General features: G+C 70.0%; 12 protein-coding genes and 2 pseudogenes. 3 read left to right on the top strand and 11 right to left on the bottom strand.

Going from position 1 to position 12,575, the window contains the following annotated elements:
* Window positions 1-144 precede the first annotated feature (144 nt).
* On the bottom strand, window positions 145-921 hold the full coding sequence (locus DKL51_RS23640) for a lysophospholipid acyltransferase family protein (RefSeq protein ID WP_124812499.1): 777 nt from the start codon (window positions 919-921) through the stop codon (window positions 145-147).
* A gap of 177 nt (window positions 922-1,098) precedes the next feature.
* Between DKL51_RS23640 and DKL51_RS23645 the strand changes: the two genes are divergently transcribed.
* Together DKL51_RS23645 and cydB are read left to right on the top strand one after the other, a co-directional pair.
* Window positions 1,099-2,511: a cytochrome ubiquinol oxidase subunit I gene (locus DKL51_RS23645; protein WP_185734902.1), complete on the top strand. Its 1,413-nt coding sequence runs from the start codon at window positions 1,099-1,101 to the stop codon at window positions 2,509-2,511.
* Between the two features lie 14 nt (window positions 2,512-2,525).
* On the top strand, window positions 2,526-3,524 hold the full coding sequence (gene cydB, locus DKL51_RS23650; protein WP_109948139.1) for a cytochrome d ubiquinol oxidase subunit II: 999 nt from the start codon (window positions 2,526-2,528) through the stop codon (window positions 3,522-3,524).
* Window positions 3,525-3,588: 64 nt separating this feature from the next.
* Here the strand turns inward: cydB and DKL51_RS23655 are convergent, their stop codons facing one another.
* A complete protein-coding gene (locus tag DKL51_RS23655; protein ID WP_221623231.1) occupies window positions 3,589-4,029 on the bottom strand; it encodes a winged helix DNA-binding protein in 441 nt (146 codons plus the stop codon).
* 91 nt (window positions 4,030-4,120) lie between these two features.
* Between DKL51_RS23655 and DKL51_RS23660 the strand changes: the two genes are divergently transcribed.
* Window positions 4,121-4,579 (top strand): MarR family winged helix-turn-helix transcriptional regulator, encoded by a 459-nt coding sequence (locus DKL51_RS23660; RefSeq protein ID WP_109965914.1) that lies wholly within the window; start codon window positions 4,121-4,123, stop codon window positions 4,577-4,579.
* 64 nt (window positions 4,580-4,643) lie between these two features.
* On the opposite strand, the pseudogene DKL51_RS23665 reads toward DKL51_RS23660, so the two are convergent.
* From DKL51_RS23665 to DKL51_RS37565, 9 genes and pseudogenes are all read right to left on the bottom strand, one after another.
* Window positions 4,644-4,901, bottom strand: a pseudogene (locus DKL51_RS23665) (DUF5320 domain-containing protein); the annotation flags it as partial.
* A 19-nt stretch (window positions 4,902-4,920) separates the two neighbouring features.
* On the bottom strand, window positions 4,921-5,676 hold the full coding sequence (locus DKL51_RS23670) for a FadR/GntR family transcriptional regulator (RefSeq protein ID WP_124812502.1): 756 nt from the start codon (window positions 5,674-5,676) through the stop codon (window positions 4,921-4,923).
* A 6-nt stretch (window positions 5,677-5,682) separates the two neighbouring features.
* Window positions 5,683-6,726, bottom strand: coding sequence for a D-erythronate dehydrogenase (denD, locus tag DKL51_RS23675; RefSeq protein WP_124812503.1), 1,044 nt, complete (start codon window positions 6,724-6,726; stop codon window positions 5,683-5,685).
* Complete coding sequence (otnI, locus tag DKL51_RS23680; protein WP_124812504.1) at window positions 6,723-7,526, bottom strand: 2-oxo-tetronate isomerase; 804 nt, start codon at window positions 7,524-7,526, stop codon at window positions 6,723-6,725. Before otnI ends, denD begins: the two co-directional genes overlap by 4 nt.
* Window positions 7,527-7,563: 37 nt before the next feature.
* The gene (locus tag DKL51_RS23685; RefSeq protein WP_124812505.1) at window positions 7,564-8,874 is read right to left on the bottom strand and encodes an MFS transporter; all 1,311 of its coding nucleotides are present in this window, start codon (window positions 8,872-8,874) and stop codon (window positions 7,564-7,566) included.
* A 35-nt stretch (window positions 8,875-8,909) separates the two neighbouring features.
* On the bottom strand, window positions 8,910-9,587 hold the full coding sequence (locus tag DKL51_RS23690) for a class II aldolase/adducin family protein (protein ID WP_124812506.1): 678 nt from the start codon (window positions 9,585-9,587) through the stop codon (window positions 8,910-8,912).
* The gene (gene otnK / locus DKL51_RS23695; RefSeq protein ID WP_124812507.1) at window positions 9,587-10,876 is read right to left on the bottom strand and encodes a 3-oxo-tetronate kinase; all 1,290 of its coding nucleotides are present in this window, start codon (window positions 10,874-10,876) and stop codon (window positions 9,587-9,589) included. Before otnK ends, DKL51_RS23690 begins: the two co-directional genes overlap by 1 nt.
* A complete protein-coding gene (gene ltnD / locus DKL51_RS23700; RefSeq protein ID WP_124812508.1) occupies window positions 10,869-11,795 on the bottom strand; it encodes an L-threonate dehydrogenase in 927 nt (308 codons plus the stop codon). Before ltnD ends, otnK begins: the two co-directional genes overlap by 8 nt.
* Before the next feature lie 635 nt (window positions 11,796-12,430).
* Window positions 12,431-12,575, bottom strand: a pseudogene (locus DKL51_RS37565) (DUF5320 domain-containing protein); the annotation flags it as partial.

Genomic DNA, 12,575 nt, shown 5'->3' on the forward strand with positions numbered 1-12,575 from the left:
TCTCCAGGCCTCTGCCGGTGGACGTGCCGGTGATCAGGACGGTCGGTGCGGTCATGGGTGCCTCCTCGGCGGGACGGGGTGCCCCGGCCGAAGGGTCTCACCGTCGCGGCGGTCGTCACAGCGAGATCGGGGCATCAGCTCCGGTCAGCTTCCGGGAAGCCGGCGGCGGTGGGAGCGGCTGGTGTCGACCGGGCGGCCGGGATCGACGTACCGGGGCCGGTCGGGCTCGTCGGGACGCAGCGGGACCAGGTCTTCGGTGATCGCGTCGATGATCCGGTCGGTGGCCCGCCGGGCCGCGCCGGGGGTGCCGGGGTGCAGGTCGCGCAGCAGGATCGGGGTGCCGAAGTGCACCCGGATCACCGGCCGGCGCACGACGGCGCGGGCGAGGCGACGCAGCATCCCCGTGGGCGCCCGGTACGGCAGCACCTCGTGGGAGCCCCACTGGGCGACCGGGATGACCGGGGCGCCGCTGGCGATGGCGAGCCGGGCGGCGCCGGTCTTGCCGCGTTCGGGCCACAGGCCGGGGTCCAGGCCGATGCGCCCCTCGGGGTAGACCAGGATCGCCGATCCCCGGGCGGCGGCTTCGGCGGCGGTGTCCAGGGCCCGGTGGACCGAGGCGGTGCCGCGGTCGACGCGGATGTGCCCGGCGCGGCGCATCAGGGATCCGAGGACGGGGGCGCGGAACAGCCCGCCGGTGGCCATGAACCGCGGGGCGACGCCCCGGGCGCGGCAGGCGGCGGCCAGCACCACCGGGTCGAAGGGGCTGATGTGGTTGGCGGCCAGGATCAGCGGCCCGCGGCACAGGTCGGCGGGCACGCCGCCGCTGACCTCCAGGCGGGCCACCGCGCCGACGATGCCGCGGGCGAGCAGTTGCGCGGCGCGCCAGATCAGCGGTGGCCGCCACGTGGTCGGGGTGTCCATCAGTGCTGGATGGTCGCACGCGGCGGGGTGGGCGCGTGGCCCGATCCCGGGCCCTGCGGCAGAGGTGATCAGGGTCATTGGTCCCGGGTGGGATCGGGACCCCGGACCCTGCCGATTCTTCTACGACGCCGAGTAGTATCTACTACGTCTCGTAGTATGAACAGCTGGGGGTTTCAGGTGGACGCGTTGGACGTCGCCCGCTGGCAGTTCGGTGTCACCACCGTCTACCACTTTCTCTTCGTACCGTTGACCATCGGCCTGTCGATCCTGGTGGCCATCCTCCAGACCCTGTGGCACCGCACCGGCAACGAGCGGTACCTGAAGCTCACCAAGTTCTACGGCAAGCTATTCCTGATCAACTTCGCGATGGGCGTGGTCACCGGCATCGTGCAGGAGTTCCAGTTCGGCATGAACTGGAGCGACTACTCCCGCTTCGTCGGCGACATCTTCGGCGCGCCCCTGGCCATCGAGGCCCTGGTCGCGTTCTTCCTCGAGTCGACCTTCATCGGCCTGTGGATCTTCGGGTGGGACCGGCTGCCCAAGCGGCTGCACCTGGCCAGCATCTGGGCCGCGGCGATCGGCACCAACCTGTCCGCCTACTTCATCCTGGCCGCGAACTCGTTCATGCAGAACCCGGTCGGCTACCGGTTCAACCCGACCACCGGCCGCGCCGAGCTCACCGACTTCTTCGCGGTGCTCACCAACAAGGTCGCCCTGGTCACCTTCCCGCACACCCTCGCCGGCTCGTTCCTGGTCGCCGGGTCGCTGATCGTCGCGGTCGGCCTGTGGCACGTGATCCGCAACTCCGACAGCGCCGACACCGGCGCGTACCGGTTCGCCACGAAGTTCGGCTCCTGGGTGGTGCTGATCTCCTCGGCGCTGGTGATGGTCACCGGCGACATCCAGGGCAAGATCATGACCGACGTGCAGCCGATGAAGATGGCCGCCGCCGAGGGCCTCTACACCACCGAGAGCCCCGCCTCGTTCTCGGTGCTCACCGTCGGCAGCCTCGACGGCAGCCGCGAGCTGTTCGCCATCAAGCTCCCGTACCTGCTGTCGTTCCTCGCCACCGGCGACCCGAACGGCACCGTACGGGGCATCAACGACCTGCAGGCCCAGTACGCAAGCCAGTACGGCGCTGGCAGCTACACCCCGATCATCCCGGTCACCTACTGGAGCTTCCGGTTCATGATCGCCCTCGGCATGGCCGCCGCCGCGATCGCCCTGCTGGTGCTCTGGACCCAGCGCAAGGGCCGCACCCCCACCAGCAAATGGCTGCTGCGCGCCGGGCTGGTCATGCCGGTGCTGCCGCTGCTGGCGAACTCCTTCGGCTGGATCTTCACCGAGATGGGCCGCCAGCCGTGGATCGTCTTCGGCGAGATGCTCACCCGCAACGGCGTCTCCCGGACCGTGTCGCTGGCCGAGGTGCTCACCTCGTTCACCGCCTTCACGCTGATCTACGCCGCCCTCGCCGTGGTCGAGTTCAAGCTGCTGGTCCGCTACGCCAAGGCCGGCGTACCGGACCTCACCCCGGCACCCGAACCCGTCGACACCGACGACGCCGAGCGCCCGCTCGCCTTCGCCTACTGATCCCGGAGCCCATCGTGGAACTGACGACCGTCTGGTTTCTCCTCGTCGCCGTGCTCTTCACCGGCTACTTCATCCTCGAAGGCTTCGACTTCGGCGTCGGCATGCTGCTGCCGGTGCTCGGCCGCGACGACCGGGAACGCCGCGTTCTGATCAACACCATCGGCCCGGTCTGGGACGGCAACGAGGTGTGGCTGATCACCGCCGGTGGCGCCATGTTCGCCGCCTTCCCCGAGTGGTACGCGACCCTCTTCTCCGGCTTCTACCTGCCGCTGCTGCTGATCCTCCTCGCGTTGATCGCCCGCGGCGTGGCCTTCGAGTACCGGCACAAGCGCCCGGAGGCGTCCTGGAAGCGCCGCTGGGACCAGGCCATCTTCTTCGGCTCACTGCTGCCGGCGATCCTGTGGGGCGTCGCCTTCGCCAACATCCTGCGCGGCGTGCCGCTGGACGCCGACCACGAGTACGTCGGCGGCCTGTTCGACCTGCTCAACCCGTACGCCCTGCTCGGCGGGGTGACGACCCTGGCCCTGTTCCTCACCCACGGCGCGGTGTTCATCGCCCTGAAGACCACCGGGGACATCCGGGAGCGGGCCGGCGCCCTCGCGGTGAAGCTCGGCGTGGGCACCGCGGTGGTGGCGGTGGCCTTCCTGACCTGGACGCTGACCATCCGCTCCAGCGCGGCGGCCGTCGTGCTCGCCGTCGGGGCGGCCCTCGCGCTGGTCGGCGGTCTGGCCGCCGCCCGGGCACGCCGGGAGGGCTGGGCGTTCACCGGTACGGCGGTGGCGATCGCCCTGGCGGTGGCGACCCTGTTCGCGGCGCTGTTCCCGAACGTGCTGCCGTCGACCCTGGACGCCGCCGGCACGCTGACCGCCACCAACGCCTCCTCCACCCCGTACACCTTGAAGATCATGACGTGGGTGGCGGTGGTGTTCACCCCGATCGTGCTGGCCTATCAGGGCTGGACGTACTGGGTGTTCCGCAAGCGGATCGGGGTCGCGCACATTCCGCAGCACTGACGAGCCTGCGGGCGCGGGGCGCGAAGGGCCGGTGCGAGCGCGTCGCACCGGCCCTTCGCTGCGTTCAGGTCCGGGTCAGCTCCGCGTCGGCGCGCTGCTTCACCAGCGTCAGGACACGTCCGGCGACGGCCATGTCCTGGGCGGGGATGTCCGCGTACAGCCGGGCGCTGATGGCGGCGACCGTGTCGGCGAGCCGGCGTTGCAACGCCCGGCCGGCGTCGGTGAGCGCGAGCCCCGAGCCTGCCGCGGGCAGCTCGCGCAGCAGCCCGGCGGCGGTCAGCTCGTCGAGGGTGGCACGCACCGGCGCCTCGTCGACCTTGAGGGCGCCGGTCATCCGGTGGACGAGGTCGGCCCGCGCGGCGACGCCGCCCTCGGCGGTGATCGCGTTGAGGGCGACGGACTGCTGGAAGGAGACTCCGGCGCGGGCGAGCTCACGCTCGAGGACGGCCCGGGTGGCGTAGTGGGCCTGACCGATGACCTGGCCGTTGAGGGTGGGTGACGACATCATTCCTCCTGTGTTGGCATGACCAACGTTGGTTCGGCCAACATATCAGGGATCGTGGGTTGTGCCAACGATTCCTGGTAGGCTGCCCACCATGGAGTCCGCCGCCACCGGCCCACAGGCACCCGCCCGACTGCGCACCACGCCGAGCTGGCTGCTCACCCAGACCGCCGCGCACGCGTCCCGCCTCGTCGCCGAAGGACTCGGCGCGCTCGACGCCCGCGGCTACCACTACCGCCTGCTCGCCGCCCTGGAGGAGAGCGGCCCGGCCAGCCAGGCCGAACTGGGCCGCCGCTGCGGCATCGACCGCAGCGACGTGGTCGCCGTCCTCAACGAACTCGCCGCGAAGGACCTCGTGCGCCGCTCACCCGACCCCGCCGACCGCCGCCGCAACGTCGTCACCCTCACCGACGCCGGCGGCCGGGAACTACGCCGGATGGGGGAGACCCTCGACCGCGTCCAGGACACCCTCCTCGCGCCGCTGTCCACCGCCGAACGCGACCAGCTGACCCGGCTGCTGACCCGGCTGCTCGACCACCACACCGGCCGCTGACCGACCTCGGCGGCTGGGCCAAGGCCCCGAACTCCTCGACGGCACCGCCCGCCTCAACCCGGGGTCAGCGCGCCTCGCGCAGCTCCGCCAGGCGCGCCTCGATCTCCGCCAGCTCCGCCCGCAGCTTCTCCGCCTGCTGCTCCGCCTCGGCCCGCTCCGCGGCCAGGATCTGCTCCACCGCCTCCTGCACCCCGGGCACGTCCACCAGCGCCACCATCCGCAGCGCCTCCGCCGGCTTCACCACGTACGGCTTCGCCAGGGCCTTGCTGCCCTGCTGCGCCGCCACCGTCCACTCACCCTCGGCGTACGCCAACGTCACCGATCGCCACATCGCCGGGGGGTCAGAGGGACTTGCTGAGGCCGCCGTCGAGGCCGGCCGCCTCATTCCAGAAGGTCTCTCCGGCGTCCTGGAGTCGTTCGGCCGCCTGCCTCATGTGCGTGCGTGCCGCGGCCGCCGCGGCCGAGGAGTCGCCGGACTCGATGGCCTCGGCGATGGCGTGGTGCTCGCGTCGGACCTGCTGGATGAAGTCGTCGCGCCGGGCCTCGTTGGCGCGTGTGACGCGGATGCCACCGCGCATGACCTCGCCGACGTAACGCAGCGTCGCGACGAGGACGGGATTGTGGGTCGCCTCCGCGACGCAGCGGTGGAACGCCAGGTCCTCATCCACACCGTCACGGCCCTCAGCGACGGCCGAGTCGATGGCGACGAGCGCCTGCCGTATCCGCACCACGTCGTCGGACGTCACACGTGCGGCCGCGAGAGCTGCGGCCTCGGCCTCGATGGCACGACGGACCTCGACGATCTGGAGGACCTTCGCCCGTGTCTCCAATGCCTCCATCGACAGGTCGAGCGGCTCCATCCTCGGCGCCATGACGAAGACGCCGAGTCCCTGCCGGGGCTCGAGCAGCCCGGCGTTGCGCAGCCGCGAGACGGCCTCCCGAACCACCGTACGGCTCACGCCCAGCTGCTTGACGAGCTCGACCTCGGTCGGGAGCTTGTCGCCGACGGCGAGACGCCCGGAGCGGATCTCGTCGGTGAGGAGCTCGGCGACGCGGTCGGCCAACCGGACGGGGCCACGCACCTTGGGTAGCACCATCCGAGTCTATCCGCCCGTCGTTTCGGCTCCCGTGGCCAGCACCGCCGGGGACACCGTATCGCGGTGGTCATCGAGGTACTGGCGTACGACGGACTCCAAGTCGGGATCCGGCGAGAGACCCAGCGTCGCCGCCCGGCTGTTGTCGAACACCGCGGGCCAGGAGGAGACGATGGCCTCGACGGCGGGGTCAGGGCTGAACGTCACGAGATCGGCGACCGCATCCCCGGCGACGCGTCGAAGCGTGTCGAGCATCTCGGACACCGTCACGGTGAGCGCCGGAAGGTTGACCGGGAGGCGGCCGACGAGCTGCCCCGGTCGGTGGCCGCGGTCGGCGCCAGCGACGGCGAGGATCCCCTCGACCGTGGCCCGCGGCGAGGCGAGGGCGACGCGAAGATCAGGGTCGACGGGGCAGGTGGCGGGAGTGCCGGCCAACGGCTCGCGGATGATCCCGGAGAGGAACCCGGAGGCAGCCGCATTCGGCTTGCCCGGCCGGATCGCCACGGTCATCAGCCGCGCGACGCGTCCGTCGATGAAGCCCTTGCGGGTGTAGTCGGCGATGAGCTGCTCGCACACGAGTTTCTGGGTGCCGTAGCTCGACTGGGGCGCGGCGAGGGTCGACTCGCTCACGGGCGAGGGCAGCGGAAGGGAGTCGTCCGACCCGTACACGGCGACGCTGCTGGAGAAGAAGACGACGGGGACCGGCCCGCCCGACCCGCTTTGCCGCCGCGCCGAGTCCAGCAGGGCACGCGTCGAGTCGAGGTTGGAGCGGATCCCGAGGTCGAAGTCAGCCTCCGACTCGGCGGAGACCGCCGACGCCAAGTGGATGACGACGTCGACGGGCTCGGCGAACACGGCGTCGAGCGAGGCGAGCAGGTCGCCCTCGACCACACTCACGCGGGCGTCGTCTGCGATGGGGAGGTCACGTCGGACGAAGCGGTCGGCAAGGACCACCTCGCTGATGGTCGTGCCGCGGAACGATCCTCGGGCCAGCAGTTCGGCGGCTACCTGGGCGCCGATGAAGCCGAAGCCACCGGTGATGACGATCCTCATGCCGACACCCCCTGCCAGGCGGTGAGCCAGCCCAGGCCCTCACTCGTGCCGGCTCGTGGACGGTACTCGCACCCGATCCAGCCGTCATAGCCGAGCTCGTCGATGACGCTGAACAGGTAGGACACGTTGAGTTCTCCCGTGTCGGGCTCGTGGCGGTCCGGGACGCCCGCCACCTGCAGGTGGCCGACGCGCCCGGTCGGCAGGTCGCGGCGCAGCGTCGTGGTGAGGTCGCCCTCGACGACCTGGCAGTGGTAGAGGTCAAGTTGCACCTTGAGGTTCGGGGCCCCGATGCGCTCGACGATTTCGTGGGCCTCCTGCTGCCGCGAGAGCAGGTAGCCGGGCATGTCCCGCGGGTTGATGGGCTCGATGAGCACGTCGACTCCCGCGTGGGCGGCCTGGCCGGCCGCCCACGCGAGGTTGCCCTCGTACACGTCGAGCCTGCGCTCCCGGCCGCGCGCATCGTCGGTGGACGGCACGAGGCCGGCCATGACATGGATGCGCGACGACCCCAGCCCCGCGGCATATTCGAGGGCCTGACCGAAGGAGGAGTGGAACTCCGCCTCGCGGCCGGGGATCGAGGCCATGCCCCGCTCCCCGGCAGCCCAGTCGCCAGGAGGGGCGTTGAACAGCACCTGCCGGAGCCCGTGGTCGTCCAGACGAGTCCGCAGCTCCGAGGCGTCGTGGTCGTAGGGGAAGAGGTACTCCACGCCCTGGAACCCGTCCGCGGCGGCAGCCGCGAAACGATCGAGGAAGTCGTGCTCGGCGTACATCATCGACAGGTTTGCCGCGAATCTGGGCATGAGGGTTTCCTTCAGGAAGAGCTGTGCGGCCGGGTCGTCAGCGGTTGACGACGTCCTTCCTGGTGGTGAGGACGACGGCGGCGCCGACGGCTAGGACCAGGGCCAGGACGTACATCGGGAGCTGGGTCGATCCCGTGGCGTCCTTGATGGCACCGATCATGTACGGGCTGACGAAGCCGGCGAGGTTGCCGACCGAGTTGATCACCGCGATGCCTGCTGCCGCAGCCGTGCCGCCGAGGAACGACGTGGGCAGCGACCAGAACAGCGGGGCACAGGTCAGCACGCCGGCCGCCGCGATCGACAGGGCGACGAGGGACAGGGCGGTCGAGCCGCTCCACGCTGAGGCCAGGGTGAAGCCGACCGTTCCCATCAGCGCGGGCACGACGAGGTGCCAGCGCCGCTCGCGACGCTTGTCAGCCGACCAGCCGAAGAGATTCATCGTGATGAGGGCGGCGAGGTAGGGAATCGCGCTCAGGAGGCCGATGGCCAGGGCTCCCTCGATACCGGTCGACTTGACGAAGGTGGGCATCCAGAACGTCAGGGCGTACTGGCCCATGACGAAGCAGAAGTAGATGAGGGACATGAGCCACACCTTCGGCTGCTTGAACGCGTCCCAGATGGGTGCGTGGACGTCCTTGTGGGCGGAGTCCTTCGCGATGGCGGTCTCGATGACCTGCTTCTCCTCCTCGTCGAGCCACTTGGCGCTGCGCACGCCCCTGTCGAGGTAGAACAGCGTCCAGATGCCGACAAGGACAGCAGGGATCGCCTCGAGGAGGAACATCCACTGCCAGCCCTGGAGGCCGTTCCGGCCGTCGAATTGGTCCATGATCCAGCCCGAGAGCGGGTTGCCGAAGATGCCGGCCAGCGGAATCGCGGACATGAACAGGGCGATGACCTTGGCGCGACGGTGCGACGGGAACCAGTAGGTGCAGTAGAGGATCACACCCGGGTAGAAGCCGGCCTCGGCGACACCGAGCAGGAAGCGCAGGACGTAGAACATCGCCTCGCTGTTCACGAACATGAAGGCCGCGGACACGATCCCCCATGTGATCATGATCCGGGCGATCCAGACCCTGGCCCCGACCTTCTGAAGCAGCACGTTGGACGGGACCTCGAAGATGAAGTAGCCGATGAAGAACAGTCCGGCTCCGAGACCGAAGGCTGCCTCGCTAAAGCCCAGGTCGTCAGACATCTGCAGCTTGGCAAATCCGACGTTGACCCGGTCCAGGTACGAGACGACGTAGCAGAGCATGAGGAACGGGACGATCCGCAGGACGACCTTGCGGAACACAGCGTTCTCACGCTGTCGGTCGACGGCCGCGGTGGGTGGGGAGACTGAGGTGGACATGCGACCTCTCCATGTGGGGGACGGGAGTGGGTGTGTCACCAGGGCGCGCGGAATGTGTCCTTGAGCTCCTGGATCGCTTCGGGGGTGAGTGGATCCGGTTGGCGGTTGGTGAGGAGCCAGAGTTTGGCCGTTTCCTCGAGCTCTTCGAGAACGGCCATGGCGGCCGCCGCGGAGGGTCCCCAGACCACGGGCCCGAGGCGTTCGAGCATCACCGCGCCGAGCCGGATGCCGCCGCGGGCGCTCCTGACGATGGCTTCCTCGACGAGATCGACGACGGCAGGGTCGCCCGGACGGTAGTAGGGGATGAGCGGGACGTGCCCGACCTTCATGACGTAGTACGGCGTGATCGGCGGGAGGATGTCCTCGGGGGAGTGGACACCCGAGAGCGTCAACGCCACGAGGTGCGTCGAGTGGGTGTGGATGACGAACCCCGCGTCGGGCATGGCCGCGTAGATCCTGCGGTGCAGCGCGAGGGTCTTGCTCGCGCGCTCTCCTGAGCGCTGCCGCCCCTCGCTGCCGACGACAGCGATCCGCTGCGGCTCGAGGAAGCCCAGAGCGGCATCGGTCGGGGTGATGAGGACATCGTCGCCGACCCGGGCACTGAGGTTGCCGGCGCTCGCGTGGACGTATCCGCGCTGGTAGAGGCTGGTACCGACCCGCACGATCTGCTCGCGAGCCGCGTCGATGAGGGTCTCGTCGAGGACCTTCGCCATCAGGCGTCGCTCCTTTCGAGCACGGCGAAAGCCTTGGTGAAGAAGTCCGGTGTGCCGAAGTTGCCGGACTTGAGGGTCACGTGCAGCGTCTCGCCGCCGGGAAGCGGCGTGGTGCACCACGGCACACCGGGGTCGATCTGCTCGCCGATCCGGAGCTGATCGACACCGAGCGCCTGGATGACTGCTCCTGACGTCTCGCCGCCGGCGACGATGAGCTGCCGCACGCCCCGGTCGACGAGTCCCCGAGCGATGCGCCCGAGCGCGTCCTCGACGAGCGCCCCCGCCTCCGCCGCCCCGAGCCGGCCTTGTACCGACCTGACGCCTTCCGGCCCGTCCGTCGAGTACACGAGGACCGGCCCGGACGCGAGGTGCTGGTCGGCGAACGCGAGCGCCTGCCCGACGACGTCCTGCCCGCTTCCGATGCCGAGCGGGTCGACCGGGTACGCCGGCAGGCCGCGCCGGAGGTGATCGCTCACCTGGCCGTTGGTGGCCTCTGAGACCGACCCTGAGATCACGGCCTGATGACCCGTGGCGGGCGGTAGGGCCGAGGCGGACCTCGAGGGCATGATGCCCCAGTTGGCCGGGAGACCGATGGCGACACCGGAGCCGGCCGTCACCAGCGGCATCCCGGAGAGGGCAGGTCCGAGTCGGAGCAGGTCGTCGTTGCTCACCGCGTCGACGATGGCGATGCCCACGCCCTCGGTGCGCAACTGCTCGGCACGCGCGCGGATCGCGGTGGCGCCCTCGCTCACCACGCGGTAGTCGATCAGGCCGACGGGTGTCGCGCACTGCGCGGCCAGGACTGAGACGAGGTTGGCATCGGTCATCGGCGTGAGCGGGTGGTGTCGCATCCCGCTGTCGCTGAGCAGGACGTCCCCGACGAACAGGTGACCCTTGAAAACCGTGCGGGCGTTGTCCGGGAAGGCGGGCGTGGCGATGGTGAAGTCGGTGTCGAGGGACTTCATGAGTGCCTCGGTGACCGGGCCGATGTTCCCGGCAGGAGTGGAGTCGAAGGTCGAGCAGTACTTGAAGTAGATCTGTTCGGCGCCCGCCGCCCGCAGCCAGGCGAGGGCGGCGCGGGACACGTCCACGGCCTCGGCGGCCGGGATGGTTCGTGACTTCAGTGCGATGACGACAGCGTCGGCTTCCACGCTCTCCGCGATCGACAGGTCGGGTACGTTGATCATCTGCACGACACGCATGCCGGCGCGGACGAGGTTGTTGGCGAGGTCGGTCGCGCCGGTGAAGTCGTCGGCGATGCAGCCCAGCTTGATTCCCTTGTCAGGCATCTGCCGCCACCTCGCTCGTGGACGACTCGGCAGGTACCGGCAGGTCGACCCCCGGGAAGATCTTGATGACGGCGCTGTCGTCCTCGCGACCCAGCCCGGCTGCAGATGCCTGGAGGAACATCTGGTGGGCCGTCGAGGCGAGGGGAAGGGGCGCTCGCAGGGGTGCCGCGCTGTCGAGGACGAGCCCGAGGTCCTTGACGAAGATGTCCACCGCCGAAAGGGGGCTGTAGTCGCCCGCCAGGACATGTGCCATCCGGTTCTCGAACATCCACGAGTTGCCGGCGCTGTGGGTGATGACCTCGTACAGGTCCTCCGCGCGCACCCCCGCCTTGATCCCAAGCGCCATCGCCTCGCACGCCGCGGCGATGTGCACTCCGGCGAGCAGCTGGTTGATGATCTTCACCTTGGAGCCGGCTCCCGCGCTGTCGCCCAGGCGGTAGACGGTCTGGCTCATCGCCTCGAGCACCGGGTCGGCGATGGCGTAGGCCTCGGGGACACCGGACGTCATCATGGTCAGCTCGCCAACGGCGGCCTTGGCCGCACCGCCGGAGATCGGGGCGTCGAGGTAGCGGATGTGCCGCTCGGTGAGGCGGCGCTCGAGGCCGATCGACCACTGCGGGTCGACCGTCGAGCACATGACGAACACGCTGCCCGGACGGAGCCGGTCCGCGGCGCCGTCGACGCCGAAGAGGACCTCTTCCACCTGGGCGGCGTTGACGACCACGCTGACGAGGACGTCCACGGTCTCGGCCAGCCGAGCGGGGGAGGTGAACGCGGTCCCGCCGTCGCGGGCGAACGATGCGGACGCCTCGGACCGGACGTCGAAGACGCCGACCTCGAAGCCCGCGGCACGCAGCGAGGTGGCCATGCCCATCCCCATCGCGCCGAGGCCGACCACTCCGACCCGTTTTGGTGCCATCCTCGCGGCGTCCTGCATGCCGTGCGCTCCGTCTCGATTGCCTCGTCATCCGGACTACGCAGGTCATATGATGACCTGATGAGGCACCGTAGCGCGTGACGTAGAACACCACAAGAGGTCGGGGCGGACCGTGATCAGACGACCGCTGCGAGCGGCGACACGGCTCGCGGCCGGCGTGGACAACGAAAACGTCGCTCCCGCTCCGCCGGTGGCCTGATGGCCCGACGCCTGCCGAAGACTCCCTGACCCTGCATCGCCGAATCCGTGGGACGCAGGATCGGCCCAGGCCCTCAAGGCGGCCGTAGACCTGCCAGGCGACGCGACGTAGGCGGGTGGTGCGCCGCCGGAAATTCCACACACTGCCCACGACAAGCAACGGATTCGCTGCGACCCGGGCCCCGCTGCACGGGACGGGGACGAAGCGCTCGCGCACGCCGCTCTGATCGGCACCGCGGTGACGGTGCCGATCACCGACGATCTCGTCGCAACCGTGACGGCAGAACGATCGGGCGAGCGACAGGCGGGCGCCGTCGTCGTCGTCGAGCGTCAGGTGAGGGCGACGAGCACCCCGACGATCAGCGGGGCGCGCCGGCCTTGCCTGTCACATCGTCAACCGCCACCGAACCCGCCGCATGTCAGCGCGCCTCGCGCAACTCCGCCAGGCGCGCCTCGATCTCCGCCAGCTCCGCCCGCAGCTTCTCCGCCTGCTGCTCCGCCTCGGCCCGCTCCGCGGCCAGGATCTGCTCCACCGCCTCCTGCACCCCGGGCACGTCCACCAGC

Source organism: Micromonospora globispora, assembly GCF_003857015.1.
In the GTDB taxonomy this organism is placed as follows: Bacteria; Actinomycetota; Actinomycetes; order Mycobacteriales; family Micromonosporaceae; genus Micromonospora; species Micromonospora globispora.

Excerpts from the sequence above, each read along its gene's own strand:
- DKL51_RS23640 (WP_124812499.1), bottom strand. The coding sequence starts at position 921 with ATGGACACCCCGACCACGTGGCGGCCACCGCTGATCTGGCGCGCCGCG.
- DKL51_RS23655 (WP_221623231.1), bottom strand. The coding sequence starts at position 4,029 with ATGTCGTCACCCACCCTCAACGGCCAGGTCATCGGTCAGGCCCACTAC.
- DKL51_RS23660 (WP_109965914.1), top strand. The coding sequence starts at position 4,121 with ATGGAGTCCGCCGCCACCGGCCCACAGGCACCCGCCCGACTGCGCACC.
- DKL51_RS23670 (WP_124812502.1), bottom strand. The coding sequence starts at position 5,676 with ATGGTGCTACCCAAGGTGCGTGGCCCCGTCCGGTTGGCCGACCGCGTC.
- denD (WP_124812503.1), bottom strand. The coding sequence starts at position 6,726 with ATGAGGATCGTCATCACCGGTGGCTTCGGCTTCATCGGCGCCCAGGTA.
- otnI (WP_124812504.1), bottom strand. The coding sequence starts at position 7,526 with ATGCCCAGATTCGCGGCAAACCTGTCGATGATGTACGCCGAGCACGAC.
- DKL51_RS23685 (WP_124812505.1), bottom strand. The coding sequence starts at position 8,874 with ATGTCCACCTCAGTCTCCCCACCCACCGCGGCCGTCGACCGACAGCGT.
- DKL51_RS23690 (WP_124812506.1), bottom strand. The coding sequence starts at position 9,587 with ATGGCGAAGGTCCTCGACGAGACCCTCATCGACGCGGCTCGCGAGCAG.
- otnK (WP_124812507.1), bottom strand. The coding sequence starts at position 10,876 with ATGCCTGACAAGGGAATCAAGCTGGGCTGCATCGCCGACGACTTCACC.
- ltnD (WP_124812508.1), bottom strand. The coding sequence starts at position 11,795 with ATGGCACCAAAACGGGTCGGAGTGGTCGGCCTCGGCGCGATGGGGATG.